The sequence below is a fragment of the Corynebacterium glutamicum ATCC 13032 genome, from assembly GCF_000011325.1.
Lineage (GTDB): Bacteria > Actinomycetota > Actinomycetes > Mycobacteriales > Mycobacteriaceae > Corynebacterium > Corynebacterium glutamicum.
In genome coordinates this window covers 1,777,164-1,803,516 of the sequence record NC_003450.3, presented here as the reverse complement: position 1 = coordinate 1,803,516, position 26,353 = coordinate 1,777,164, and the positions used below count along the sequence as shown (strand labels likewise).

The 26,353-nt window shown below is 47.6% G+C and carries 29 protein-coding genes; 11 read left to right on the top strand and 18 right to left on the bottom strand.

Annotated features, from left to right (window positions below):
• Positions 1-94: 94 nt before the first annotated feature.
• On the bottom strand, positions 95-628 hold the full coding sequence (locus tag CGL_RS08530) for a putative Ig domain-containing protein (RefSeq protein WP_011014552.1): 534 nt from the start codon (positions 626-628) through the stop codon (positions 95-97).
• A gap of 311 nt (positions 629-939) precedes the next feature.
• Here CGL_RS08530 and CGL_RS08525 point away from each other — a divergent pair, with 311 nt between their 5' ends.
• Positions 940-1,365, top strand: a complete 426-nt coding sequence (locus tag CGL_RS08525) for a hypothetical protein (protein ID WP_011014551.1) — start codon at positions 940-942, stop codon at positions 1,363-1,365.
• Between the two features lie 52 nt (positions 1,366-1,417).
• On the opposite strand, the gene CGL_RS08520 is transcribed toward CGL_RS08525, so the two are convergent.
• The 3 genes from CGL_RS08520 to CGL_RS15820 all read right to left on the bottom strand — a co-directional run bounded on the left by CGL_RS08520 (position 1,418) and on the right by CGL_RS15820 (position 2,887).
• Positions 1,418-2,023 (bottom strand): hypothetical protein, encoded by a 606-nt coding sequence (locus CGL_RS08520; protein WP_011014550.1) that lies wholly within the window; start codon positions 2,021-2,023, stop codon positions 1,418-1,420.
• 183 nt (positions 2,024-2,206) lie between these two features.
• Entirely contained in the window at positions 2,207-2,644 is a 438-nt protein-coding gene (locus tag CGL_RS08515; RefSeq protein WP_011014549.1) for a hypothetical protein, read from the bottom strand.
• Positions 2,645-2,755: 111 nt separating this feature from the next.
• Positions 2,756-2,887: a hypothetical protein gene (locus tag CGL_RS15820; RefSeq protein ID WP_011265791.1), complete on the bottom strand. Its 132-nt coding sequence runs from the start codon at positions 2,885-2,887 to the stop codon at positions 2,756-2,758.
• Between the two features lie 43 nt (positions 2,888-2,930).
• Here CGL_RS15820 and CGL_RS08510 point away from each other — a divergent pair, with 43 nt between their 5' ends.
• Entirely contained in the window at positions 2,931-3,071 is a 141-nt protein-coding gene (locus CGL_RS08510; protein WP_157665528.1) for a hypothetical protein, read from the top strand.
• A gap of 76 nt (positions 3,072-3,147) precedes the next feature.
• Here CGL_RS08510 and CGL_RS08505 read toward each other — a convergent pair whose 3' ends face one another.
• Positions 3,148-3,813 (bottom strand): hypothetical protein, encoded by a 666-nt coding sequence (locus CGL_RS08505; protein WP_011014548.1) that lies wholly within the window; start codon positions 3,811-3,813, stop codon positions 3,148-3,150.
• A 294-nt stretch (positions 3,814-4,107) separates the two neighbouring features.
• Complete coding sequence (locus tag CGL_RS08500; protein WP_231838296.1) at positions 4,108-4,377, bottom strand: NADAR domain-containing protein; 270 nt, start codon at positions 4,375-4,377, stop codon at positions 4,108-4,110.
• A gap of 382 nt (positions 4,378-4,759) precedes the next feature.
• Here CGL_RS08500 and CGL_RS08495 point away from each other — a divergent pair, with 382 nt between their 5' ends.
• Positions 4,760-5,497, top strand: a complete 738-nt coding sequence (locus CGL_RS08495) for a hypothetical protein (protein ID WP_011014546.1) — start codon at positions 4,760-4,762, stop codon at positions 5,495-5,497.
• Between the two features lie 247 nt (positions 5,498-5,744).
• Here the strand turns inward: CGL_RS08495 and CGL_RS08490 are convergent, their stop codons facing one another.
• The 8 genes from CGL_RS08490 to CGL_RS08455 form a co-directional block, all read right to left on the bottom strand.
• Positions 5,745-6,167 carry a hypothetical protein gene (locus CGL_RS08490; RefSeq protein ID WP_011014545.1) on the bottom strand — a complete coding sequence of 141 codons (423 nt, stop codon included), beginning with the start codon at positions 6,165-6,167 and terminating at the stop codon, positions 5,745-5,747.
• Positions 6,168-6,176: 9 nt separating this feature from the next.
• Positions 6,177-6,335 carry a hypothetical protein gene (locus tag CGL_RS08485; RefSeq protein WP_157665529.1) on the bottom strand — a complete coding sequence of 53 codons (159 nt, stop codon included), beginning with the start codon at positions 6,333-6,335 and terminating at the stop codon, positions 6,177-6,179.
• A 129-nt stretch (positions 6,336-6,464) separates the two neighbouring features.
• The gene (locus CGL_RS08480; RefSeq protein WP_011265788.1) at positions 6,465-7,331 is read right to left on the bottom strand and encodes a hypothetical protein; all 867 of its coding nucleotides are present in this window, start codon (positions 7,329-7,331) and stop codon (positions 6,465-6,467) included.
• A gap of 1 nt (position 7,332) precedes the next feature.
• Positions 7,333-7,851, bottom strand: coding sequence for a flavoprotein (locus tag CGL_RS08475; RefSeq protein ID WP_231838295.1), 519 nt, complete (start codon positions 7,849-7,851; stop codon positions 7,333-7,335).
• A 41-nt stretch (positions 7,852-7,892) separates the two neighbouring features.
• Positions 7,893-8,693 (bottom strand): T3SS effector HopA1 family protein, encoded by an 801-nt coding sequence (locus tag CGL_RS08470; RefSeq protein ID WP_011265786.1) that lies wholly within the window; start codon positions 8,691-8,693, stop codon positions 7,893-7,895.
• On the bottom strand, positions 8,694-9,803 hold the full coding sequence (locus CGL_RS08465) for a hypothetical protein (RefSeq protein ID WP_011014542.1): 1,110 nt from the start codon (positions 9,801-9,803) through the stop codon (positions 8,694-8,696). It abuts the gene before it with no gap.
• Positions 9,804-10,087: 284 nt separating this feature from the next.
• The gene (locus CGL_RS08460; RefSeq protein WP_231838265.1) at positions 10,088-11,074 is read right to left on the bottom strand and encodes an ABC transporter permease; all 987 of its coding nucleotides are present in this window, start codon (positions 11,072-11,074) and stop codon (positions 10,088-10,090) included.
• A gap of 1 nt (position 11,075) precedes the next feature.
• Positions 11,076-11,675, bottom strand: a complete 600-nt coding sequence (locus CGL_RS08455; protein ID WP_011014540.1) for an ATP-binding cassette domain-containing protein — start codon at positions 11,673-11,675, stop codon at positions 11,076-11,078.
• Positions 11,676-12,678: 1,003 nt separating this feature from the next.
• On the opposite strand from CGL_RS08455, the gene CGL_RS08450 reads away from it, so the two are divergent.
• Positions 12,679-13,059 carry a hypothetical protein gene (locus CGL_RS08450; protein WP_011265784.1) on the top strand — a complete coding sequence of 127 codons (381 nt, stop codon included), beginning with the start codon at positions 12,679-12,681 and terminating at the stop codon, positions 13,057-13,059.
• A gap of 397 nt (positions 13,060-13,456) precedes the next feature.
• On the opposite strand, the gene CGL_RS08445 is transcribed toward CGL_RS08450, so the two are convergent.
• The 3 genes from CGL_RS08445 to CGL_RS08435 form a co-directional block, all read right to left on the bottom strand.
• Entirely contained in the window at positions 13,457-13,684 is a 228-nt protein-coding gene (locus CGL_RS08445; protein ID WP_011014538.1) for a hypothetical protein, read from the bottom strand.
• Positions 13,685-13,745: 61 nt separating this feature from the next.
• Entirely contained in the window at positions 13,746-13,937 is a 192-nt protein-coding gene (locus tag CGL_RS08440; RefSeq protein WP_011014537.1) for a hypothetical protein, read from the bottom strand.
• A gap of 14 nt (positions 13,938-13,951) precedes the next feature.
• Complete coding sequence (locus CGL_RS08435) at positions 13,952-14,437, bottom strand: hypothetical protein (protein WP_011014536.1); 486 nt, start codon at positions 14,435-14,437, stop codon at positions 13,952-13,954.
• Positions 14,438-14,687: 250 nt separating this feature from the next.
• On the opposite strand from CGL_RS08435, the gene CGL_RS08430 reads away from it, so the two are divergent.
• From CGL_RS08430 to CGL_RS08420, 3 genes are all read left to right on the top strand, one after another.
• Positions 14,688-16,613, top strand: coding sequence for a hypothetical protein (locus CGL_RS08430; RefSeq protein ID WP_011014535.1), 1,926 nt, complete (start codon positions 14,688-14,690; stop codon positions 16,611-16,613).
• Positions 16,614-16,672: 59 nt separating this feature from the next.
• Positions 16,673-17,788: a hypothetical protein gene (locus CGL_RS08425; RefSeq protein ID WP_011014534.1), complete on the top strand. Its 1,116-nt coding sequence runs from the start codon at positions 16,673-16,675 to the stop codon at positions 17,786-17,788.
• A 255-nt stretch (positions 17,789-18,043) separates the two neighbouring features.
• Positions 18,044-20,626: a hypothetical protein gene (locus tag CGL_RS08420; protein ID WP_011014533.1), complete on the top strand. Its 2,583-nt coding sequence runs from the start codon at positions 18,044-18,046 to the stop codon at positions 20,624-20,626.
• A 97-nt stretch (positions 20,627-20,723) separates the two neighbouring features.
• Here the strand turns inward: CGL_RS08420 and CGL_RS08415 are convergent, their stop codons facing one another.
• Entirely contained in the window at positions 20,724-21,593 is an 870-nt protein-coding gene (locus CGL_RS08415) for a hypothetical protein (protein WP_011014532.1), read from the bottom strand.
• Positions 21,594-21,937: 344 nt separating this feature from the next.
• On the opposite strand from CGL_RS08415, the gene CGL_RS08410 reads away from it, so the two are divergent.
• The 4 genes from CGL_RS08410 (at position 21,938) to CGL_RS08395 (ending at position 25,418) form a co-directional block, all read left to right on the top strand.
• A complete protein-coding gene (locus CGL_RS08410) occupies positions 21,938-22,501 on the top strand; it encodes a GNAT family N-acetyltransferase (protein ID WP_041625669.1) in 564 nt (187 codons plus the stop codon).
• Between the two features lie 185 nt (positions 22,502-22,686).
• On the top strand, positions 22,687-23,013 hold the full coding sequence (locus tag CGL_RS08405) for an alpha/beta hydrolase (RefSeq protein WP_011014530.1): 327 nt from the start codon (positions 22,687-22,689) through the stop codon (positions 23,011-23,013).
• A 389-nt stretch (positions 23,014-23,402) separates the two neighbouring features.
• A complete protein-coding gene (locus CGL_RS08400) occupies positions 23,403-23,966 on the top strand; it encodes a hypothetical protein (protein WP_011265782.1) in 564 nt (187 codons plus the stop codon).
• Positions 23,967-24,008: 42 nt separating this feature from the next.
• Complete coding sequence (locus CGL_RS08395; RefSeq protein ID WP_011014528.1) at positions 24,009-25,418, top strand: hypothetical protein; 1,410 nt, start codon at positions 24,009-24,011, stop codon at positions 25,416-25,418.
• Positions 25,419-26,353: the final 935 nt, after the last annotated feature.

Below are 26,353 nucleotides of genomic sequence, written 5' to 3'. Positions count from 1 at the left end.
ACTCGTTGGCACATAGAAAACAACCCCTGCAGTGCACCAAGGTGCAGTACAAGGGTTGTTTAAAAGGTGGTGCTTTTTGAGGTGCTAGTGAGAACTAGAAACCAAAGATGGAGCCCCACAAGGTCCAGTCGAAGGTGGACTTTGGCAAGGTAGGCGCCTTCGGAGTAGTTGGGGTGGTCACCTGCGGGGTAGATGGCTTTGGAGTAGATGGCGTGGTGGTGGTTGGTGCAGTGTTTGCTGGGACTGCTACAACGGTGAAGTAACGGACAGTCTTGTTGCCATGAGCATCAACAACATGTACCTCAGGAGTCCAGACATCAACCTCGGTTGGGGTACCGTACAGCATCTTCTTGTTTGCGTCGTACTTCAACCAGGATGGCATGTACTTGAAGGTCACGGTGTAGGCGGACTGATCGGAGATGGTGAGGTACTGAGGCTTGATTGGTTCACCAACCTTGCCAGGAATGTCAACGACATAGGACACGTATGGCGCAGTGGTATCTACTGCTGCTGTCGCCTGTGGAGCAGTGCCAGCAAGTGCACCGGTAGCCATAATAGTTGCTGCGAGAATACCCATGCCGAGCTTGCGTGCACGAGTGTTGCGGGTGAGGGTCTGAGAAGCCTTCATGAGGAAGACGCCTTTCTGTAGAAAGTAGTGAGGTTTTTTGCCAGAGAAACTTCTGTATTTTACTTTAAAGAAACCCCAACAAAGTTTGTGACTTTCATTTAAGTCACAAGATAGAAGTATAGCTAAAGTCATTAAAATATGTGTATTTTGATACAAAAACTTTTGGGTGAATAGTTTTAATAAATTATCGAAAATATAGTGAACAGTATTTATTAGTTTTTATTCGCAAGGGTGGTCTAAATTTTTTACTACTGCGTCGTGTCCACCGGATACACTTGAGGTAATACAGTTACGAGGCTAAGGAGTATGTAATGAGCATTTCGCCGAAGAATTCCGGTACACCAAACGAGAACGCCGCAGCAGCGCAGGTGGCAGCAAATCTGGCTAATTTAACGTCGCAGGCTACAGGGTCCATGGACGAAACTAATGAGCAAGTCATTAAAAGTAACGAGCATGGCTCTGATGCTTATTTGGCGGATATTAAAGCCAGTCGAGAGATGTGGGCAAAAATTGCGCTCGATCCGAATCAATCTGAAGAAACTAGGAAAGAAGCTCGGGAGAATATGGCGCGGATAGATGAGTACGCTCGTGAGCACGATAAAGACAACAAGGGTTTGTTGCAGAAGTTAGCGAAAAACAAAGCAGAGCTCATCGGGACTGTTGCGGTTGCAACCTTAGGTGTAGTGGCAGCCATTGCTAACAATGGCAAGATACCGATGATTCAGTTGAAAAAATAACCCCCGCACAGGCTGGACATCAGCCTATGCAGGGGGGTTATGCGGTGTGGGTTTAGGGTGCACGTAGTGCTGCAAGCTTGTTGACAGTATCCGCGTGCTTGTTGAAGATGTCGGCCTTCGTGGTGTCGCCGTCGTGACGACTTACGAAAGCATTAGTACGCAAGTACTCAAGCAGGCTCTGGACCTCAGCATCAGATACTGTAGCTGGAGCAGCCTCAGTGCGAGGAGCAACAGCAGGTGTAGAGGTAGCGCGTGCCGGTAGGTTAATGATTTCCTCGTATCCCCAAGGATATTGAGCTGGGATGATATAGATGCCACGGTCATCAAGGTGAGCATCAGGAGATTCAGCCATACTGCGAGGGTAGTAGGCGTTCTCTGGAATGCGCCACTGCTCCTCGGTGTAGTATTTCTCAGAGCCCTTAATGCGCACCACGCGAGCAGTCGCTGGGACATCGCCTGTGGCACGAGCTGTTGCAATGCGTTGAATGTTTTGGGCAGCTTCCGCCAGGATATAGGCAGCTTCTTGGTTGGCTTTAACCTCGGGGTAGTTAGCCTTGCGGAATTCATCTTCCGCGGCTTGGTCGAGTGCGATGATTGCTGTGTCATCGAAAGCAACAATCTGGGGAACAAGGGTCTTTGCGGCGTTGTACATGGTCATGTGCTCTTTTCTTGAATGGGACGATTGAGTATTTTTAAGCCTGTTTGATGATGGCTGGCTTAAACCACGGCGCTTGTTCAGGAACGACAATGATGCAGTTGCCGGTACCGACACCGGTGTTAATTTCGCGGTAGTCCGGGGGTCTTTCATATCCTCGGAATCAATGGCTGTGTCAGGGATTGATCAGTTCATTTTAATGAGTCCGGGGACGCCCCAGGGGTATTGGGACTCGACCATGAGCGGCCGGTTCTTCAGCCTGTTGTGGTTGAAGTCAGGCGAACGTAGCATGTCGAACGGAGTGATCGCCTTTTCTGGAATGCGCCACTGTTCTTCACCGTCGTAGCTGCCGTCTTCCTTAAGCAGAATCACGGTGGCATGAGTGGGCACACCACGTGGATTGTTTTGTGCCTTGTTGATGCGACGCAAATTTTGGACCAGCTTGGATATGGCGAAGTTGCGCCCCGCAGTGGCTTTGTACTGGACATTAGGGAGTTCGCGAGCACGGACTGATTCATTAGTGACGTGTCGCTCTAGTTCGTTGAGCGCTGCATCGTCGCCATTAATGAGCTCAGAAACCAGCTTTTTAATGGTCGTAGGATTGCTTTTAAAAGCTGTGAACATGGTGGTCTCTTTTCTTGTTAGAAAACACAACCCCTGCACAGTGCTTGTGGATGAGCAGTGCAGGGGTTAAAGGGTATGGGGTGGTGTAAAGGTATGTGAGAGTGTGCTGATTTACAGTACTTCGATATATCCGCAGTCGCTGCAGACGTGAGTGGTGGGGTCAATAAGCAACAGACCTCGGCTGGCACCACGACCAACAACATCAACGACAGTCATGTCTTCGGAGCAGTTTGGGCAGTTCATGATGATCTCCTTTTAAGGGATTGAGGTGGCCAGATCTTTGTTCATGAGTTCTTCCGAACGCAGCTTTGCTGTCGTTGTCTTTTATGTTTTTGGGACTGTTGCCGGCACTGGTGTGCAACAGGTGCAACAGGTGCAACAGGTGCAACAGGTGCAACAGGTGCAACAGGTGCAACAGGTGCAGTAGGTGCAACAGGTGCAGTAGAGGTGGTAAAAAAGAAACCCCAAGGGGAAGTCCCTTGGGGTGTGGTTGTGTGTATTTTTTAGTTGATAGCACTTGCTTGTCGGGTGTTATACACACCTGCTGGAAAGTCTCGATCAAAGCCCATATCGTGCTCGTCATAATCAATGACCAGCTGGTTGGCGAAGTCATTGATGACACTCGGCTCGACTGTGGCGTACTCATCTGTAACAGTGAGTAGTTCAGACAGTGCGGACTCGCACATGAGAGCCATGTCAATGAGGTAGAAATCCTCCCCGTTTTTCATGATGTCCACAGACCATTGACCTTGCAGCTCTTGTGCACGAAGCTGGGGTAGTAGTGCAGTGATACGTGAAATGACATCATCACGGTGTGTATGGAACTTGGACATGAGGCTGTCTTTGTGGGCACGGTAGGTGCGGTAATCATCGTTGATGTGACCGAATTCAGCACCAACATCGCTTGAAGCAAAGGCGAGAGCTTTCTCCATCACGGAGGGGTGCCAGTAGGGAGTAACCCCCAATAAGCGAGGCTCAGGCTCACCAGCGGACGGATCACAGTGATCAAGGTCGATGAATGCGCGGTATTCAGTACGCAGCGGCATACCGTGATAGATGGTCGGGTTGCCTTCCACATCGTTGATGTATTCGCGGACAACAAGATCAACGCTTTCGCCAGCACCCAGTGTCATGGCGATGTTTTGAACGACCTGGAAGTATTCGCCCATTTCTTCTGGTTCTGAGCACTGTGCATTGGCAAATTCAAACTTGCAGGAAAACGTGCGAGCATATCTTTGGTGAGGAACATGATGTGCAGTCTCCTTTGAGGATGCGGGTGGGTGGTTGGTCGAGCATGTCTCCGAACGCAGCTGTGCTGTCGTTGTCCTTGGGAGAAAAAGAAACCTCAGGGGGAAGTCCTTTGGATTATGTACGTTGTGCAGAATTTCACAGACAGTCATGAGTGCTTTATCGAGGTGTTTGTCGCCTTTTCTGGTGCGCGAATCGACGCCCCAGAAGGCGCCTCAGGTATCATCTTCGACAAGTACGGCATCACCTGTTGTTAGCAGCGCCTGGCGAAGATCCGGTTGCAAAAACTTGATAAAGATAACTGCAATCACGACGTGTACGCGCATATTGCCCCAACCAGGGCGAAGAGTTACTTTTCGCCCCAGGATCTTAGCCTCGCGCGGTATCGCTGCAGCGAGCACCGCTGCGCGCTGATCGGGATCAAGCGTCTCAATGACCTGCATGAGGTGCTCAACAGTTGCTTCGGTGAACCCTTGAAAAACGATTGGTTGGGCTGGGTGGTAGAAGTTAGACAGGAGCGCGTACTGACCTCAGAAATCGGAGATAACAGCAAGAACGGTAGCGGTAGCAGGCAGACGTAGCCTACTTATCGAGCATGTCCCCGAATGCAGGTGTGTTGTCGTTTACATACTTGAGGGTGTAGCCAGTGTATGTCGGGGCTCTTATATGCAGAATCCTAAGATGAGTATTTAAGCCCTGTTTATAATTGTTATATTCATTTTGCAAAGAAAAGCTGTGATGGCTTTGTTTCACAGAGGGGGTGGCGAAATGAGAAAGGCCATTTACTGGTAATACATTCGTGTTATAGTTCAAAACTATGCTTTTATCTGGCATTTGAAGAACTACTAGAAGAGGATAATTTTTAAAGTGCTTACTTCAATAAGAGCGTCTACTACGGTAATTGCATTGAGCGTCTTAATTTCCACACTGACTTTTGCCTCGCCTTCTGAGGCAATAGAGGGTGTCGATCCAATACACATTACCGATCAATTAACTATTGATTACACGGCTGAGCAAATTGATGAAGTTCGTGATGGCCTTCGGTCATACAACGTCCCTGAAGAGCAAGTTAATAGATTAATAGGAAAACTCGAACAGGGTGAACTGTGGGATTCAATCGACCCACAAAAACATCCGGTGGACATTGAGGACTTTGAAAATGAACAGGGGAAAGGTACTATTGAGCGTTTTGCTGATGGGTCAGTCGTAGTTTCTACACTTCAAGTCCCGATTGATGCAAATAATTCTCTGATCCAGCCGAGGTCGATTGTTCCTGGCTCTATTCGGGATTGTGAGGAATTCTTTGCTCAAGGGCATCGTTTTAACACTAATTGCTTGGCACAAAAGACTATTATTTTGGCTACGATGTCATTTCGTTTTGACTACTATTACACAGTACAAGATGCGAAAATTCAGAAGTTTTACAATCCGTCAGTTACTGGGATCGGAATGAGTTTTGAAACACCAACATTTGAGCAGACTAGTGATCGAAATGTACGCATGAGTGCTCTTTTGTCATTATTATTCCAGGGATTCCCTATACAAAATATGGCCTGGATACAGGTTGATGTCGATACCAATGGCGCTCATTTTAGCGCAAACTAATGTGTGAAATTTTTTGAGTTGCTCGGATTTATTGTTGGAAGGAGGTTTCGTTGGAGTTTATTTTATTTTTTGCACTTTTATTTTTTACTGTTGCGCTATTGATTTCGATCGGCCTCATTGTAATTTTGGTGAAAGTGGTGCAAAAACGTAAGAGCGACAAGTTGGAAAAATAGAATTCGGTGGAGTTAAAGAGCTACATACCCCAAGAGGAAATCCTCTTGGGGTGTGCGCGAGTGTTGACTATCTTTTAGACCAGACCTGCTGGGTGAATCCTAAAGACCTGCTTTCTCATGGTTTCTGCTTCCCGAACAGTGTGTGCCGTGCCACCGGTGGTGGCATTCTTGTTAATCACAGCAAGCACGAGATCAGCAGCAGCAATTATGCCGGTGTTGCGCTTCATGAGCACGCTGGGATGATAAATCTCGCTGTAGAGATTGGCATGATCGGCTTGTAGTACCAGTTGCTGCCATTGTTGTTGCGCGTGAGCCGGCCACTGGTTTGGCTGTGTTAACAGTAGTGCCTCAGCAACAAAAGAGAACCGACCCAGATAAGCTTGCTTCAACGCTGTAATGACGTACGCCCACACCGCATCTGCACCGACACTGTGTCGGCGCCCAGTGCCATGCGAGTGCAGCACAAAGCGGTTGTGCTTGCTAAGGCCTCGCTCCATGATGCCGTATTAGCGTTGGTAGAGTCCATGTTGAAACGGATGGCTGTCGTAGCCACCGGGCAAAGACTGTGATCTGTGTCCTGTCAGTGGCACATGAAAAGACCCTTCTGGCCACGGCTGCGTGCGCTGGGAGAGCACGTGTTGCGCGAGTGGTAAGTATTCAGACATTGCATGACCTTCATGATGATGTACACAGTAGTGTTCAGCCACTATCTCGAAGGCAACTGCGCTGTCGTTGTTGTGAAGAAACTCTTACTACTGTTTATTAGAGCGCACAAAAGATCCAGTTTCTAAAGGCTAAATGACAGGCCCGTTGAATCTCAGTAGCGTTGCCTCCGAGAGAAGTCTCTTAGGAAAAGATTTTTTGTAGGTAAAAAGAAATTGTACATAGTGGGAGATTAGGTAGAGGAAGGTAAATCTGTTTAATTTATTTACATAAAAACTGTCCTTGTTTTGAGTGAAGGTTTGATACATAACGAACATTGATTTGTTTACAGCAACGACTTTGGAGGAACTTAGCTCAAATAGATCAGCCAGCATCGCAGCTTGTATAAATATTTCAGACCCGTAGATTAGATCATCCCCGGAGATTACGAGCAGTTTGCCATTGCCTGAGAAACCTATATTTCTAAATCGAAAACAACCATGAACTATTCGATGAGACTTTTTAGAGTAATCTTCAAAAGACTGGATGTCTTTGAATATTGAGGAGACTGATAGGTTAGCGTCCTCAAATACACAGCGCACATGGCTATCCAACAGGAGTTCTTTTAATTCTCGAAGATCTCTTGGTAGATGATGGATGTACTGTGCAAAAACCGGCAGATATCGACAGTGGGCGCTAGTAGAGAACTCAGAGAAAGCACTAATAGCTTTCTCTGAGTAGTTCAAAATAAGCTTACTCTTGTCATCATCGGTCATACTGATTGCTTTTTTGTTAATACCACTCCAGAATGATTCATCAATCAAAGTGCCGATTTTAAATGTGAAATCTTCCGATTGACCCCAATAGATCGAACTGTTTTCTTGAGGAAGTTGCTCGGGTAAGCGAGGAAGTTTTCCATTTGCAGGAGAGTACCGACGGATCTCGGACCACGGTTCTTGATCATTGGCCGAATCTCTTTGCCAAATTGTGCGCATTTCATTTTGAAAAACTTTTTTCACTCTAAGTACCCTGTAGGTTTTCTAACATGAATTCGATTAATCGTGTGGCAGATCCGAAGCCGGATGACGATGCGTTTGGGGAAGAAGCACTTTTAGTTTCGATAGGACTCAATAACCGTAAATTCTCCCACTTTAAGAGGTCCATGCTTAGTGACTTATATGCTATTGAATCTTTCCCCCCAGGCGGCAAGGACGGTGCTACGAGAATTGGCTTTTTCGTACATTGAAGAGCAAGGGAGAAAGGGGTCGAACAATCATAACGCGCAAAGCGAGCTAGAAAATCAAGGGTCGCTGGGGCAATCAGATATGCATCTGACTCTGATTCGATTTGAATGTGGCTGGGTGTAGCCTCTGGTTCTGACCCCCAGTCACTATTTCTAGGAGTCACTCCACTTAGCGTGGCCATACTGGTCATAGTGACGATTCGACTTGCGCTTTGTGTTAGATAGGGAGTGAAATTAAGGTTAGGATGTGATGAGCGAAGTGAGAAAATTAGACCCGGTATTGATAGGGCCGACATTGAACCTGTTACTAACCAAGACACATTCGTAACTTTGGTCATTATGCGTGGGCCTCCTTCTGAGGAATACCCCATTCGGATAGTTTTTCTGCGATCGTGACGGATTTTCCTGAAAATTCTTCGATTATTAGTTGGGCGCAAATGGTGGACCATTCCATACCAAAACTGAGCCCATTGTTCTTAGCAGTTGGGACTTCAACAGCTTTACTCACACCTGGTGCCAAATAGGAAGTAAAGAATGATTCAACTAAGCCGTCATCTGATCGAAAGGGTAAAAATTTTTTGATCAGCCTTTGTGCTTCCGAGAAATGAGATTCCAACGGAAAGTAGAATACAATATCATCAGTCCGCAGGAGGGATGTGTTCCAACTAGTTTTCCCCTGAAATATTAGATTGCTATTCTCAGCGATTTGTAAAGTAGCTAAAAATATTTCGGTTCGCTCTACCGCGTTTTTCGCGGACATGTAAATTCTGCCTATTGATTTTTTTGGTTGAACCCACTTACGATTTCCAAAACTGTGGACGAATCCAGGCGATCGGACTAATGACATTTTCGGTATCGCTTGTTCTTGATTCGGATCTCCCGAAAGGCCCATGAGATATGGATCAGCTCTGAGAAAGCGAACTATGTCAAGCTTGGTTGTAAGAGGAATTACTTCTGTTGCTCGGGCATGATATTGAGAATAAATATAACTAGCCAGTACCGAATTGGCTTCCAGCGAAGTTACATGGACGTTTTCTGTTTCTGGATGCCCTGTATACGGTGGTATCGTAAAGGTTTGATCATTTAAAAAGACCATTGAGTTTTTGATCTTGTCTATCGTTTCGTGCAAATTCCTCACTTAAACCACCTTGCTATCTGTAAACACCAGATTGGGTGCTTGACCTAAAGTAATTTGCATTCCGATGGAGGCTAAGGCTAATTCGCGCGGGCGTAACTCATTAGATTTAGCGCTCACAGTGTAAAGTCGAAATAGACCAGCCAATCCGATTCTGATACTAATGATTCGTTTTTCGTCCGAGGTGAGAGAGTAACCCCTCTCTGAGGAATAGCCAGTTAATATTGCATTTACTTTTGATACAGCCTCAAGCGTTGCATTATCGTAGGCTTCCTGAATGATCGAGGAGCCTTTAATGTTTTTGATGTTGGTATCCACCAGTTCCCGAATTGTGCTATAGAACAAATCACCTGCGAGAAAACATAGGTCATTTGCGAAATGTGCACTACCGCATTCTTCCCAGTCACATAGGAAAATCTTTCCGGTTTCACCATTAATTAAGAACTGAGAAAATTTAAGATCTCCATGCGAGAAAAACTTCCGTGATCCTACTTTAGTTACTTTTTCAAGTGCATTCTCGATGTTGGTCGCTTCTTGATTAATGATTTCAAGAGCTTGTATAGTTCCTTTTGTTAATTGTGCGCCTGTTTCAATGTTGCCTTTATTTGCAAGAAGAGAAAGTCCATCCAAAACATCCATTGCTCGCCTTGCAGGATTTTGAGGGGGAACTGTTACAGATTCCAAACGAAAGAGAAACGCTCCGATCTTGGCTAAGTCAGTGAGGGGTAGAGAAGCCTTAGATAGCTCTAAAGTTTCTGTGTCGTCTTTGAAGTCGGACACGATGTAGAAGTCACCGGGAAAATTAGAAGACTCTTTCACATACTGAATTACGACAGGAGAGATTAGGTCTGTGGATGGAAGATGGAGACTACTTGCAAGAATTTCACCTTCGATGCGACGATTTAGTTCGCTATCGATACCGTCACCCAAAACCACCTTGATAAACTTTTTGGAACCCGTTCCAGAAGTAGCTACGAAGTATTCTCCGCGTCCAATGTATTGGCCTGGTTCGATGTCAAAAGACCCCTCCAAAGAGTCTTCGATATCGTTGAACGTGGCATTTGCCCATTCGCTGGTTATTGAAAAATTTTGACTTTGAAGGGGGCGGTTCATTTGTAGCCTACTAGCAACCGATTGTGATGGTAGCAGTGACAGTGTAGGCGATAGTTTCAGTGCAAATTACAGAAGAAACAGTAGTTGGTGTGGTGCGACCGTCTGCTGGTTTCCCAGCGTCTGATGCAATGGAGTTAGTAGATGTGTATCGATTGATATTAACCATTTTTGGTTTTCCTGTCTTGAGTTGGGGTTGCCATGTATTGGCATCATCAAATTAACATGGCTCAAAGGATTTGTATTTGAAAGTAGAAATTACTGGTAGTGGATTACCCCTTTAGGGGTTAATTTAGTAGGGAAACAATAATAATTGACACTACTACAGTCGGTAGTAAACCTGATAAATAGAACTTGATGATTTCTGGGGAAATTGGGCCTATAACGCCGCTGTCTATATAGGTGATTTGATCTACTCTCCTCGCTCGACTTCTGACTATTCCTGTCCAAAGAATGCTTGGCAGTATTAAAATCCCGTAGGGCAGCATTTGGATTGTCCCTGTGATTATTAGCATGATCGCTAGCGCGAATAACCCATGCACAATAAGAGTCACGACTTTAAGGTGGTTTGGTCCTTTTAGCTTAGAGAAGTCTGCGCACCGCGCCACATCGGCACCTAAAATGGACCACAGTAGGAAAAATAAGCAAGGGGTAAAATTTCCAAAAACATTGGAAAAAGAGAATGTGAAAGAGATGACCACTAGCATTGTCAAAGCGATATGGGGTCTTCTTAAAAATCTTCTAAAAGTGAGTATGAGGTAGTTTCCGGTGGGGGGTCGGTCTATCCATTTTAGATGAGCGACTGTTGTGCTATCTGCGACTAGTGCAGAATCCAAAACGTTAAGGCTGGCTTCCGACAAAATTTTTCTTCTACCTGCAGAAAGAAGATTTGGAATTGATTTTCTCTTAAAAAGGCCTGTGACTAGTCTAGCTAAGAGGCTGATCATGAGCCATATCCAAAAATGCCCATTCGCAGCACCAACAAGAAGTCCAAAGAGAGCGAATACACTCAGTTGCAAGATTGGGCTAAACCGACCAAAAGACAATTGGCCTAAGGGTCTCACATGATATATCCACTCTAGTTTTGAGATTGATAGGAGCGGTAGAAATTTTTCTACTAGAGTCGATAAACCTATGATGAATATCAGATTCCAGACAAATGAAGATATCGGGGAGTAATCATTTGCATTCAATTTGTATTGATCAAAAACCCACGACACCGTTGAAAACGAAATACCTAAGACAACAGCCAACAGTATTGCAAATTTGATCACTTTATTTATTTGCATTTAAATATCTTTCGAGTGAGATTACCTCGTCACAAACTTTAAGAATCTCTTGTGAATGACTGGCTAAAATCACAGTCGTACCACTTTTGGCTCGGTCTTTCAGTTCCTCCGATAGGATTCTTATCCAGAAAGAATCTAAATGCCTCTCCGGCTCATCCAAGACAATCACATCGCATTTCACCCCCAATTGTAAAGCTAGAAAGCTGCGTTGTTGCTGCCCGCTCGATACTCGATTAGGTGATTTCTCAAGGAGTTTTTCCAGATTCCAGCGTTTAATGGCGTCATCATAGTCCACCTTTGTGGTTTTAGTCAGTATCTTAAAGTGCTCTCCAATTGAAATATCGGGATAGAATTCGGGGGTAGAAATCTTTATAATTTTACCGATAGAACTTGGTTCGGTGACACTTTGGTCATCTATAGTTGCATACCCGTCAATTGGATGGATTTCCCCGCACAGGGTGCGAAGAAGTGTCGATTTTCCAGATCCGTTTTCACCGCAAATACCATATGTTTGTCCCTTTCGGAAGTTCATTTCCACTTCTGCAATTGTCGTCGAATATCCAATTTTTGCGCAAATTGAAAGCATTTAGAATCCTATCTGAGGTTCATGTATTAACCCATCGAAATCGACCATGAAGTTTCGAAAATTATTAGTTTTAGCCGATGTCACTTATTGGTATGTGGCATAGGCGAGGTTAATCAAGAGGCCAACCTCAGCCTAACAGTACTTAGATTTTCTTACTACGCTCGGTGTGGATTAACGATGGAGATGATGGTTATGTTAGTCATGGGCGATTCTTCCTGCTGGACATGACTTGCGGATGAGCTTCTTAGCGAATCTGAGGCGATCTTTTGTATGTTTTGTAACATAACAACATATGCAACTATTGAGTTTCTTTATAATCGTAATATCACTTTAAAAATCGATAATTGTATATATATAGAATGTAAAAACAATCATGCAGCACGAACGTTGCACCATGGTCACCTGGGTAAGCTAATATTGGAATATGCATTCCAATATCGAGGAGTGGGTGGAGCGTCATCCTGAGTGTTGTCCCAATGGGCATGCCTGGACAATTGGTGCGGGTACTACTCTGGCCAGTGCATTCCTACCGGGCCGGGAATCAGGGATGGTTGAGGGTCACCGCACGTGGACCCGCACGCAATGTCATAGCGTTATTCATGCTGAGTTTGGTGTGAGTTTGCTCTAGAGGAGCTGGTGGCAGTTGACCCTGAGTGAGGGCATGTATGAGAGCACCAATGCGGAGATCAGTTTTTTAAGCTGTTGAATAAATCGACCTCAACGTGGGGTTTACTCCTCGTCACAATTCCTCACGGAAGGGATTGGGTAAAACAGTGTGGCACCTGATTTAAATATTCCGATAGATATTTCTGACAGTGCTATTAAAATACATGCACCATACGTAAAGTCGAACGCAGTCCCATACATACGACAGAAAGGTTAGGGATGATTAAGAGACTGGCTGCAGGTGCAGCTTTGACATGTGTTTTCGTAGGTATCGCAGCACCTAGCAATGCAGCCGAGGCAGCCCCTTCAGGTTTTGAGCCAGGTACGGCTATTCAAGTTGTATAATCCTTCATTCGATGATCAAACACCTTCGGTGCTCTATCCTGTTGAAGCAGGAACGGTGTCTCTCGTTGATGTAAAGAAAGCGGCTAGCCGTGCCTTTGAACAGTGGGAAAAGCACAACGAGTCCGCTGGTGATGTCGGTGATGATCTTTCACTGCAGAGTATCGTAGATCTCATTGAGCGTGACACTTTCCCCACCGACGATGAGCAAGAGCTCAATAATGTGGCTTTGCTTATCGGCGAACTCCTGGTGAGGGAGGCCGGTGGAGAGTGGACGTCGTACATCTCAAAGAAAAATGATGAAGATGAATCGCTGGAGATTTTCGGGGTTTTTGGCACCGGTGGCACTGAAGGATTATCTGTAGTGGGTAATTGAGTTCGCATGGTTAGTGAAAAAACACTACCTCGTCCATTATCTGCCCTTTTCCCCTCTAATCAGCGCTGAGCTGATCTGAAAGAATTTGTACAAGTGATTTTCTAACAGTTCTCATCTGCGTAAAAACCCTTAACCTGTTATACCTATATCAGGTTAAGGGTTTTGGCTTTTGTCCTGACACCCACCTTTTTAGTGACGGTGAGGCATTGCACAGCCCGTACGGTGGATGTACAAGCGATGAGGCCAGCAGATTGATCTCGATTCTTGGATTGGCGTGTATCGGTATAAGGGTAGCTACTGTGGGTGCGCTACATAGGGAAAGACCCTGCTAACAGTTGTAGAGGTGTCTTAATTAAGGCTGGTTGGGTCGCAGTGAGCCGTTAAGGAGCACACAATTCTAAGTATTCCCGATAACATTCTCGACAATGAACACAACAGCATTATCAGTGACAGTGACTCGTGCCCAATCGTCCTTAGTAGTGTTAAGCCCAAGGTTGTTGGCTTTCTTTTCGGCCATGGCACAGGCAGCATAGATTTCTGAAATGGTGGCGCCGACAGCGTAGTCCACTGGCACAGTAAAACGGTGTTCGCGCACAGTGCGGGTGGATACTTGAACGGTGGTCATGGGGTGACCCTTTCTTGTTTGTGTGTGAGAGGTGTTGTATGTGTGTGTGCAGCAGTGGTAGTTAATCGAACACAATCTCAGTGCCAAAGATGGTGGGGGCGTGCGGAAAAGCCTGCATCTCTTTGGTGTTGACAGGCTGATCGAGCTGCATGTCGAATTTTTCTATGTCTGATTCAGCGAGCGGAAAAATGCGCTGATCAGCTGGATCTGAGTGCTCTGCAGGGGTTGTGTAAGTATGGTCGTGTTTCGTCATGGTGACTAAAATCCTTAAATGAGAATGTCTGTTGGTTTAGCAGAGTGAGTGCGGCAATAGTCTGTGACAGTAGGGAATGCCTCTGATTTGAGTGCCGGCTTGTTTGTCACTGGATCTGCTGCCAGCACGTGATCAGCGAGCAGCACGATAATGCCCTCTGGTTTGTCTGAGCCAAAAGGGTTGTCAGCACAGACATAATCAAGAAAATATTGACGCGACTCACACTGCTGCGGTGCGCGGTCGAGTTCATCAAGGCGTGTAGCGTAACCGGCAAAGAGTTCATGGAGTCGCGGGTGCTCAACATTAAGTGCGTAGAACAGGTTGCGGTGGGGGTCAATCTCGATAGAGGTGGGTTCGCCGGTTATGGCGTCACTAAGCCATTCGGCAGCCACTTCGGCATGGAGTCCGCGAGTAGCGTCACAGGCTGTAAGTTCGGCTGCAATTTCACGCATCTGTGCATAGAGCAGCTTCTGTGTTGGTGGGCAGGGTAGAGCAGTCATTTTTTACTCCTTATATATGGGGTGGGTAAGAGGTAGTACTGCGCACTAGTGTCCGACCGCAGCTGTGCTGCGGTGCTCTTTTGGCGGTATGACCAGCACCTTCCCTGGGGCCATTATGTTAATAATAGTAATAAAGAAACTATTAACTTTAGTATTCACAATTATTTCATACATGTGTTATGTTAATTACTATGAAACGTTCTTTAGTTTCATTACAGTAAATTAACTACATTTATGAAGGTGGTTTTTTATGACTTTTAATAAACAGGGTCGAGAGGTAGGGGTTCGTCCTCAGTTTGTACTGGGATCTCGGATTGCTCGTCCTATTGCGTTGGCGCTCGCCACCACTGTGGCGATTGGCGGTGTGGCAGTGGCGACATCTGATCATGTGGCACAGTTTGGTATGGCAACTGCGTCTGCTGCGACGTTGCCGGACAGTATTGTGACCAGTGTTTCTTATACGTTGAACGGGCTGTCATTTTCTGACCCGGTTGAGCTGGGTATCAGTGACAACGACAAGCGTGAAGAGCTTCTAGGAGACATCACCAAGGGTGAACTGCGATTGCAGATGGAGTTTTCGATCCCGGATTCAGCAACTGCCGAGGATGAGTACGTCTTTAATCTCACCGGCGATGGACTTCGGTTTTTCAATTCAAACGATCGCACCGTCCCTGTACGCAATGATGCAGGTATTCGTGTCGCAGATCTTTTGGTGAGCAACGGTGGTACGCGCGGTACGTTGACAAACTTTAGTTCGGATGCTGGCACTACTTCTCGCACCGCAGCTCTTGATATGGAACTGTACGGGTGGGTGAGTAGCGCCCAGCAGACGGGTGAGCGACCAATTCAAGACTGGACTGTGGGTAAGACTGAGGGTCAGGTTGAGAACAAGGTAGTCCGCTACGGCGTTGCTGGACACCCGTGGATTATCAGTACTGTCCAGCACACGTGGGTTAAGTCTACGCAGACCGTGTCGCATTTCCGAAGTGAACAAGACTGGAAGATTAATCAACCACCAGCTGTTGATATGGGCGCATTAGCATACGCAGCTCCACTTGGCGTCGTGGTCGGGCACGCCAATGTTGTCATTAGCAATAACAACGGTGCTGGATTCCGGGGTGCGCTTGTCAATACCACACCCACCACACGCGACGTGATACTTAATTTCACAGCCGCAGACGGAGCCACTTTACGCGAACGTTCCGGAGGTGGATTTGAGGATTTCGACGTTTTCTCGGAAGTTCCTCGGGTAGAGGAAACATCGACGAGGATCAGCTATTCTTACAAAAATTCATTTGAATATGACGAATTTGTTGCCGCATTTCCCGAGTACGACGTAGCTGCGTGGGAACCAACCGTTGTGTATTCAGCGGATAAGACCACAGCAACAGCGACGTTTAAGAATATTCCTTCGGATATTTCCTTTAGTTGGACTGGTATTGAAGCACTAGAGCCATTTAGCCCTGGTAAAACCTTCGAACATAAGGTGCAAGGTTCTGTTGGTGAACCAGCGGGGGCGTTCACTAGGGATAACTATTTCACTGAGGGTGAGCTCTACAAACATCGCCACGCAGACGATCTGCTTTCCGGTGATGGCTTGTTTGGCCCCAACATCACCGATGGCGATGGCAACCTCCCCTCTGTTGATGACGGCAAGGACGGTGACGATGGGTCTGATGGCTCAGACGGCCGAGACGGTGTTGTCGCCATTGATGTTGTTGACAATGCTGACGGCACGGTGACTGTCACCTTGTCCGATGGCACTACGTTTACTCTTGATGCTGGTCAAGACGGCAAAGATGGTCTTGACGGGCTTGATGGTACTGGCCTAACGCTGGAATCTGCTACCCCTGATGAGGACGGCAACATCACCTATGTTCTTTCTGACGGTACTGAGTTCACTGTGCGCAACGGTGTTGATGGGTCAGACGGTAAGGACGGCAAAGATGGAGTCAATGGCACAGATGGCGTAGACGGGTCAGACGGTAAAGGTCTGGTAGAGGTGTCCCGAGTTACCAACGACAACGGCTCAGTGACCATTACCTACGAGGACGGTTCACAGATCACCACGAAGCCAACGCCGACAAACTGGCTGTCCAAGCTGCTTGATTTGCTTCTCCCGCTGTTTAATCTGTTCGGTCTTGGTGGCGGCTCCGTCATTAGTTCCAGTAAGTAGTTTTTTCACTCCCTGTTTTGAGTTTTTTTCTCACCTTTATATAGATAAGGAATATTCACATGTCTTTGAAGCTTAATTCTCGTCGTCTTGCATCCATTGCTGTCGCTGTTGCAGTCGGTGTCTCTGGTGTTGCTGCTGTTGGTGCGGCACCAGCTACGGCTCAGCAGGTAGGTGCTGGTACCCCGATTCACGTTGTCAACCTTGATCGCACCGTTGTTGATCCAGTGACTGGTGACATCACCTTCCACTTCACCGACGGCACTTTTGTCACCCTCAAGGCGGGTGTTGATGGCAAGGATGGTACCGATGGCCAAGATGGTGTGATCGGCAAGGACGCAACCATTGTTGATGTCGCTACGGAGTCCAATGGTGATGTCAAGCTCACCTTCTCTGATGGCACCGTCGTCACCATTCCTGCAGCTAAGGACGGTGTGGATGGTGAAGATGGCAAGGATGGCGAGGACGCTACTGTGGTGTCTACTGCGACTGACGCCAACGGCAATATCGTCATTACGTTCTCTGATGGCTCTGTGCTTGTTGTTGCTAACGGTAAGGACGGCAACGATGGCTCAGACGGCCAGGATGGTGCTGATGGTGAAAATGGCAAGGATGGTGAGAACGGCGCTAACGCGACCATTGTCGATCAGATTGCCAATGACGATGGTTCCATTACCATTGTGTTCTCCGATGGTTCTGAGGTCACTATCCCAGCGCCAGCTAAGGGTGCCACCGATGAGCTGGCACAGTGTCTGCTGAACCCGAAGATGTTGCTGCTGGCAGCAATTCCTGCTGCAGGTGCTATTGCTAACGCTGTGGCACCGGCGATCCCACGTGTTGTTGAAGATGTGCGTGCACAGTTCAATCTTCCAAGCCTCAACCCCCAGTTTGATCAGTGGCTCTACAACGCGACCAAGGATATTGATGCAGGGTTGTTGATCTCTGGTGCTACCGGCCTTGCTGTGCTGTCGGTGCTCGCTGATGATTTCTGTGGCGACATTGATGCCGATGACAACGCAGATGGTGACGTGGCGGCAGAAAAGCCAACTGGCTCTTCTGGGCTTGGATCATCTGAACAGAGTGAAAAGGTTGATGGTGACGACGATAGTGTGATCGACACTGAAACTGATGCAGATCTCGAAGTAGAAGAAGACCCTGAGCTTGTTAACGCAGGTTAACGCCAGTGTAATGCTGGATTAATACAGCAGCATGAAGAAAAACCTTTAAGAAATTTTCTTAAAGGTTTTTTAGTTTTCTGGGGACATGTAAGAAGTTAATAAGTAAATAATAGTTTAGTTGCATATAGTTATCTATAACGTATATCTTTAAAAGTAGTTTAAAAGTCATTAATTACTTTATGGGAAATAATAATTAAGTTTTCATCTTTTAACTAGTTACAGCATGTTATTACCTTTTATGAAAGGCGTTTCACCTTGTCTCTTAATTTGAAGAAGAATTCTGCGCGTTCTATTACCGCGCTGACTGTTGCTGGTCTGGGTCTGTCTATTGTTCCTGCGGCATCTGCACAGGATGTTGCGGATGACACTACCAACTCCGATTCCACCCGTGATGCCATTTGTGCTGCTGCACCGCTTGTTGCAGGCGCAGCAGTGGGTGTTGGTCTGCTGTCTCAGCAGCCAGAATTCCAGCATATGGTGTCCCAGATTCAGTCTGACGCACAGCGCATTGGGCAGGATCTCAGCAATCAGTTCAACAACTCTCTTGAATCGCTCAACATTGGCCTCGGTAACGGCGTGCACGGCCCACAGCAGAACGCTGTGCAGGGTATTGATCTCACTGAAGCAGCACGAACCATGGCTGGATGGAATGACCTGGCGGCACAGGTGGGCCAGACTGCAGGCCCTGCTATCGGCGCTGTTGCTGGTACTGCCGGCCTGATCGCACTGGTTGACTACTGCTGGCTGGAAGGCTTCGACTTCGCGGGTGGCTCCAGTGGCACTGATGGTGAAAATGGTGTTGATGGTCAAGATGGTACCTCGATCACCATTACTGAGATTAAGACTGATGATGACGGCAATACCATTGTTGTCTTTTCCGATGGTTCTGAAATCACCATCACCAATGGTAAAGACGGCGCTGCTATCACCATTGTTAATACTTACCGCGACGATGAAGGTAATACTGTTGTTGAGTTCTCTGACGGTTCCACCATTGTTATCGACAAGGGTGAAGACGGTAAAGATGGAGAAGACGGCAAGGACGGCGAAGACGGTAAGGACCTTACCGTAACTGATACCTACATCAACGATGATGGAGACACCGTTGTTGAGCTTTCCGATGGTTCCACGATCATTGTAAAGAAGGGTACCGATGGTAAGGACGGTGCTGACGGCTCTGACGGTGCTGATGGAGTCAGCATCACTGTGGAGAACTCTTATGTTGATGCGGACGGCAACACTGTTGTCGAATTCTCCGATGGCTCCAATGTGACCATCAACAAGGGTGAGAAGGGCGACAAGGGTGACGCTGGCGCCGATGGCGAAGACGGCGCAGATGGTGAATCAATTACTGTTGTTAACACCAGCAACGATGCTGAAGGCAACACTCTTGTTGAGCTCTCCGATGGCACTGTTATTACCATTAATAAGGGTGATAAGGGTGACGCTGGCGCCGATGGTGAAGATGGAAGTAATGGCGCAGATGGCGAGTCCATTACGGTCATCGAAACCCGTTTCGATGCGGACGGCAACACTGTTGTGGTGTTCTCGAACGGCACTGAAATCACCATCAACAAGGGTGAGAAGGGCGACAAGGGAGATACCGGCGAAGACGGTAAGGACGGACTGACCCCGTACATCGGCCCAGATGGTAACTGGTGGATCGGTGAGAACAACACCTGTACTGCTGCACGTGGCAATGACGGTAAAGACGGTGACACCCCACGCATCGGTGATAATGGTAATTGGTGGATCGGCATCGTTGATACCGGCGTTCCTGCTCGTGGTCAGGATGGCGCCAACGGAGCCGATGGTGCTAACACCGTTGAGATCATTAATGGCTACTGGTACATCAATGGTGAAAATACCGGTGTCAAGGCAGTTGGTGAAAATGGCACCAACGGAGCCGATGGACAAGACGGTGAAAATGGAACCAACGGTGCTAACACCGTTGAGATCATTAATGGCTACTGGTACATCAATGGTGAAAATACCGGTGTCAAGGCGCAGGGTCCAAAGGGCGATAAGGGTGACACTGGTGACACGGGCGCTCCGGGCGAGGGTTCCGGTAATGTGGACATTGAGATCCGAGAATCGAGTTATCCAGGTGGTGGCCAGGCCACCATCATCATTCTTGATCAATTTGAATATGAAATCCCGCACACTGTTATTGGTGACAACGGTAACTGGTACATCGGTGAAAAGGATACTGGTATCCCAGCTCAGGGTGGCACTGGAACACCTGGTGAGGATGGCCTCACACCACACATTGGCGACAACGGTAACTGGTGGATCGGTGATACCGATACAGGTGTCTCTGCAAGCCCGACCCCCGTTGGTGAGGCGGTAGCGGGTGTCACTGATGTGGTCTTCAACACTAGTGATGAACCCAAGACCATTACTGCAACGATCAATGGTGAAGAATATGATTACACCCTTCCACCACATAGTGCTGTTGTGTTCTACGCTACAGGTTCACCAATGGCATATTCTCTACCGAATGCATCGGGCCTCACTGTTATAGGTACTGAAGAGACTCCTGGTTTCACCACTATTCGATTCAGTGACCATTCCACTGTGACCATTCCACATGGACGAGATGGCACCAACGGTACTAACGGAACTGACGGTAAGGATGGTCTCACCCCGCACATCGGTGAGAACGGAAACTGGTGGATCGGCGAAAAGGACACTGGTATTTCGACAACCTTTGGCGGTGGCGGCAACCCTGGTACCGGCAATGACTGCATCACGGTCCCAGGTGATGATCTTGGATTCCCAGATGATGCTGAGGCCGGTGCAGAGACCGGTGCAGATGCCGAAGGTACTATTGACTAAAGGTCATAGAGCAACGACCATGACTGATTAAAGTCGGAACACAACCCCTAGAGATATTCTCTAGGGGTTGTTGTGTATGTGTGCCACGGGCCTTGCCTTAGAAAAAAGGAGGTTTCTCTGGTGGGGTCAGACAGAAGTCTTGAGCAAAAATCTCAAGACTCTTATGTGGTTCAGTGGGTGGGTTAAAACCATAGTAGATGTTGGTGTAGTAAGTCTCATACCATGAGATTAACTGCTGTTGATGGGGTGACCCCCAGATTGCCTCGTGAATCATCTCAGCGGAACCGAGCTCAGATTTAAGATTAATCATTCGTGCGGGGTAACTGTGGATTATCCCTGTGTGATTATCGTGCACAATGTAAATGGTGGGGGTGGGCTCTTCGGACAGTGGTTCATTATTGGGGATGCCGATAAAAGTACCTGTATAGCCAGTGGATGTGCGCACCGGTGATTGCGCCAATAGGGTGATCGTTGTTTTGTCCAGGCACGCAAAAGAATGAAGGAAATCATCAAAAGCTTTGATGAAATCGTCGCTTAATTCTGGGCGACGCTTATCCAACCAGGCGAATAGTTCCTTGCGATCTGCCGTAGGGAACTGCTCTTTGTGGGTGCGGTTCTGTTCGTCAATAGCGGCTGCGAGCTCTGCAACGTCTGCGTCAGCTTTAGTTGTTTCTGTTACTTGTGCGTCAGCCGCTTGTGCAGCGCGCTCTTCTTTAATCTCATCGAGAAGATCTTCGTCGTAGTCGAAAGGATCAATCGGCGCAGCATCATCATATGGTTCATAGGGTGAAGGCACGATGACATGATCGGGCATGACACCGTTATCGGGGTTGTACGTGCCGTAGGCTTCATGGTCTTGGCGACTGCTGAGGTCATCCATATGGTTGTCAAAATCATCATTGCTGATGGCTTGATACTTATAGGCAAGCGACCATGGCGCAGGTTTGCTGGGTTGCGGTGTAGTCATAGGGTAGTGTGCCCTCTTCTGGAAAAATATCGGTGAATAAGTGGGGGTTGAGTACAGCAGAACAATATACACAGCAAGGCTTGTACATCTGTGGTTGATTAAAGCATAAAAAATACCCCTCAACCTTTTGTTAAAGTAAAAACACTCCTTTGCTTCTCCTTGTGGATTCGCGAGCCACACAGTCCGTAGCCACACGTGCTGTCTGAAGGCTTCCGACAAGAGCTGCTGCCATTCTTCTTCTAGGCGTTGCGTCCTGCTTCGCAGTTCCGCGCGACGAGTCCGCTACCTGCTGCTTCCTGCAGAAAGATCCCGAGTTCCTAGAGTCGCTGTGGTAGTGTTTGCTTGTGAATTACGTTGTTCAGTCGGCTACGGAGGCCGACATCGATGAGGCTGCTGCGACCCTAGCCGTAGCCTTTGTTTCCTATCCTTGGACTAGATGGTGCCTTCCCGAGGCGGATTACGACTCGCGATTGTTGAGGCTTCAATCGATCTATCTCTCTCATGCTTTACAGCACGGCATGATTTTGATAACACCAAATCGCGATGGTGTGGCTGCGTTACTTCCTCCTAATGCACCTGAGCCTTCTGAAAGTGTTCAGCTTGAGATAGCTGAGATTATGGGCGATCGTGTCCAGGAGGTATTCGGTCTGGTGCTTCCGCCAAGGCTCGATACGTCTTGGGATTTTGCGACTCTTGGCGTGCGACCTGAATCTGCCGGGCGGGGCTTGGGTTCTGCACTCATCAAAGAAGCATTGCTGCGTGTTTCAGAGTCTGATCATCGACGGGTATCGCTTGAGACGTCAGCTGAAAGCAATGTTTCGTTGTACGAGCGTCATGGCTTCAAGGTCTCCCATCGATCAGAGGTTCCGGGTGGCCCTGTTGTTTACACGATGGGAGTGGAGCTGTAGCTCTTCCCGGCTTTGATATTGCGTCCTGCCGTTCGGACATAGCGGCAACTTCATTGTTTATATTCGGGAAACCCCGCGACTGATCTAACTCTCAGTCGCGGGGTTTCTTTTTGTCTCCTGCATACCTATGCGCGCGCCCGCGTACCCGTGCGAGTGTTACCTTTAGGCCAACTTGTGGCGTAAATTTGCCTTTTCACGCTGATCGCGCCCGCACGGTTTCCACTTCCACCAATTCCGCAACAGTACTGTGGTTGGGTTATCAAGCACCAAATTCTATCTCCACTGCGGTATCAGGTGCAGTGGCCAATCACGCTGCGAAAGATCTTCAGAAGTTTCAAACAGCCCTACAGTCCCGCAACCCAGACCAAAGAAAAGTTGTGATTGGTTATAGCTACGGCTCCACCGTCGCAGGTAAGGCCGCCTCTTCTAGCGAGCTCGATGTTCGAGCGCGCCATTTTCGGGGTGATGGTTACAGCATCGCACTCAATAATGCGGTGGAGATTAAAGGTTGATGTCATGGTGGGGCTCCATTAGTTAACTATTAAATAGTTATTTAATCGACCGCTAGGGGTTTATTACCTGCCTGCTTAAGTGCACGTTAGGCGTGTTTTAAGGGCTTGTTAAAAGTGCCTTAAAAGGCAGATAACGGTCGATTATCGGTACATAGGGGATTGTGCTGTTAGTGGTTGTTTAAAAGCCCTTTAAGAAACGATTAATTGTTTTTTACGGGTTAATTATTAATTGACACATAAGTGCCTTTTAAAAGTACGTTAATTGCTTTTTAATTGTCTTTTAAAAGACACTTCTATGTTACTATTAAATTAGTCAATAACGTTAGTCATAAACAATGCAGTTATTGAAGAGAAACTTCCCGACACAATGTACGAAATGGGGGTCACACATGGCTCAAAAACAGGACACGACACATGTATCAGAGGACGATGCCCCGTGGCGTAATGTGCGTATGCGCTTCCCAGAAACAGACGCTATCGTTGAGCGGTTTTTGGAAACACAGGGTGCTCGTGGCATCTCGCTTGCGATGCGACAGCTGATCTATTTGTTTGTCGCTGAATACGGTGATGTAGAGGTTGCTACCGTTATTGGCCTCAAGCTGGTGGAAAGCCTGCAGGCAGGGGCTGAGGGTAGTGATCTTTTTGCTCAGCTCGCGGCCGGGGTTGCTGACGTAGACGCTGTGACTACACGCAAGAAGGCACCGCAGCAGATAGCACCGCCATCGACCACAACCCGTGCACCTGATCAGGTAAATGAGTTTGTTGCCGAGGCGGAGAGTCAGCCGGTTGAGGAGTCAGTTGTTGAGGCCAAAGTACCCAAGCAGCAGGTAGCACCACAGCCGGCACAGAAGCCGGAGCAAAAACCAGAACAAAAGTCGGCGCAACCAGCACAGTCAGAGCCAGATGATGGCTTTGATATGGATGATGTCATGGGCCAAGCGTTCGGTCGCTAGCTCATACCTTGTTACAACGACACTTTTTAAGGGAAGAAGATTATGACCAGCGCTGTGAATGTGCAGAAGAAGACCACACAGAAAGTACTTAAGCCCATTAATACGAAGAATTACTCTGCGACAGATGCAGTACAGACAGGCCAGCACGGATCTGCTTTAGGCTCGAATATCGGTGTCTACACCTATACCGCTGGACTCGATATTGGAAACGGTTATGTCAAGGGCATTATCGAGGCAACCGGTGATACGACTGGCACGTCTGTTGATGTTATTGATATGCCCTCTGCAGCAACGCGCATGAGCCGGCCAACGGAAGTTCCCGAACCAGATGACACCGCTGTTGCTGTCACCGGTGCGGATTTCTTCAACCACATTGATACCAATTTCAATTCGCCTATGGTGAAAGGTAATTATCGTTACCTTTGTGGCACGCGCAGCTTGTCTGCACGAGGTAGCTTGGAGGAATTTGATCTGGTGGGTAACCGCTCCAAGGCGGAACAAGAACTGAGCAAGGTGCTGGTCATGGCAGTACTTGCGGCCAAGGCTGTGAAAGACTTTGTGGCAGCACATGGTCGAATCCCACAGGTTGCTGTTGAGGGTGATCCCGGTGTGCTGCGTGTGCATACGTATCTTGCACTTGCGTTACCGATTAATGAATATGTGGGTCACCGTCATGGGTATAAGGCACAGTTTATGGGTGATGGGGCAGCGAACCCGGCTGTGCATGTGGTGACGGTTAACAACTTTGAAACCCCAGCAACGGTGCAGCTCATCTTTGAGCGTGTCGAGGTCATTGCCGAGGGCGCATCGGCACAGTATGCCATTACCGCAGGTGGCGAAGTACTTATGAACGGAATGCTCGCCGATGTACGCTCCAAAGGGCTTGCTCTAGAGGGCGTGACAGCAGGTGATGTGCTACAAGCTCGCCACACAATCGGTGTGGATGTGGGTGAAGGTACTGTGAATTTCCCAGTCTTTACGGATGGGCGGTTTAATCATGATGCTTCACGCGCCTATGACAAGGGTTATGGCACCGTCTTGGAGTCGGCGATTCAGGCTATGGACGATGCTGGGTTGGCACACAACTTTAACTCGCGTAAGCAGTTGGCTGATTATTTGCAGCGACCACCGAGTGCACTCAAGCGGAATTTCTATACCCGCGTGGAACAGCATGTTGATCAGGAGGCAGTGTTCTTTGTTCAGGATGTGGCTGCAGAGTTCGCACGAGTGTTGAGCGACGTGGGTGCTCTTACCGAAGTAGCCTTTGTCTACGGCGGTGGTTCCGGCCCGCTGCGTGATCGACTGCATGAAGCGTTGCTGATTAAGGCAGCGGAGATGGGTTCGGAAGATACGTTCCCGGTGCTGTATTTGGATTCAGCATATTCGCGCAAGCTCAATCGCGAAGGACTTATGATTGCGGCACGCTCGATTGCAGCGAAAGCACGCAAGTAATTAATACCTAGTTCTTAGATGAAGTTTCAAACTTCATCTAAGAACTAGGTATTTTAAACTAGAGAATCTTATTGAGTATTGGTTTTAACTTTGTTACACTAGTAACAGGTTCTCTAGTGAGGGAGTGTCGTCCCAAGCTTAAGTATCTCGCAGATGTTCGTTCCCTTGGTTCCCCAAACCCCTCGTCGAATACCTGTGTGGAAGATTGCCAGTCTGTTGCTTTACCGTGTTCCTTTTCTTTCGCGGTTGATCTAAGCACAGGTTGGCAATTTTTTTTATGAATAATGTGCGAGAAAACCTCGGGGCTCGTCCCCGTGGTCATTGACTGCTCGAATGGGATTGCTGCTGATGTTGCACTCATCGAACACAGCCTGAGACTGTGCCAAAAAAACAACCACCATTGCAGCACTGCTGCAATGGTGGTTGCTCTGTGTTTTCTTTGGCGCGCTCTAGCCCCCAGAGTAGATGTATTGCGCAAGGGATCGGGCGGTAATGAGTGGCCGCTTCCCTTTACCTCGGGTACCAGGCACAGCTTTGAGTTGGCCTGAGTTGATGAGTCGATCAACCGAGCGTGAACAAATGCCGCCGAGTCGCTCCTGAACTTCAGCACGTGAGTAGGCGCGAAGATCCGCGTCCTGTAATTCAATATTAACAACAGGTTTAATAGTCGTTCTGGAAACGTGATTATGTAATGCAGTTGTTTGTGCTGTGATTGTGGTTCGACCCCGAGCAGCTGAATGAGTGCGATTCATAGGGGGATGGGGCATGGTGACACTACCTTTCTCGTTATTCGAATATGAACTGTAGAAACCGTTAATAAAGAATGTCAAAAAGCCTTTTATAAAGTTTCCCAGAACTATTGTTAGTTCATTAAGGAATAACTTTATACAAACTTATTCAATAAGTGAAAGGTGTGAGAGCGCTGTTTTTGGGGT